This window comes from Micromonospora sp. MP36, from assembly GCF_008119785.1.
Lineage (GTDB): Bacteria > Actinomycetota > Actinomycetes > Mycobacteriales > Micromonosporaceae > Micromonospora.
This window is the reverse complement of sequence record NZ_VSFA01000329.1, coordinates 1-290: the sequence shown is the minus strand read 5'-3', so window position 1 is coordinate 290 and position 290 is coordinate 1. Positions and strand designations below refer to the sequence as shown.

Annotated in this window: 1 protein-coding gene; it reads right to left on the bottom strand. The window is 68.3% G+C overall.

The window, feature by feature from the left end; all coding sequences use genetic code 11:
• A partial coding sequence (locus FXF52_RS41375) for a hypothetical protein (RefSeq protein WP_222870980.1) occupies window positions 1-245 on the bottom strand: 245 nt, incomplete at its 3' end.
• Window positions 246-290 lie beyond the last annotated feature (45 nt).

The following is a 290-nucleotide window of genomic DNA, read 5'->3' as shown; positions in this document are numbered from 1 at the left end:
TGCTTGCGCATCTGCCGAGACAGGAACGGATCACCGGCCCACTGGTCGGCCTTCAACGCGCCGAACATCCGCTTACGCTCGACCGGATCGTTGGTGCGCCGGCTGATCGCCCGCCGGACGTCGACCTTGGCCGCCTCCAGGTTCGCTCCGATGTCGGCCATGGCGTCGCGGACGGTTTCCTTCCACGCATTCGCCAACACACCAAACCGGGCGTGTGTGCCGTCGGCCAGCCACCGGTCGCGCACCTGCCGGTCCCTCAACCCGGACCCGACACCGGCGATCGAGCCGTA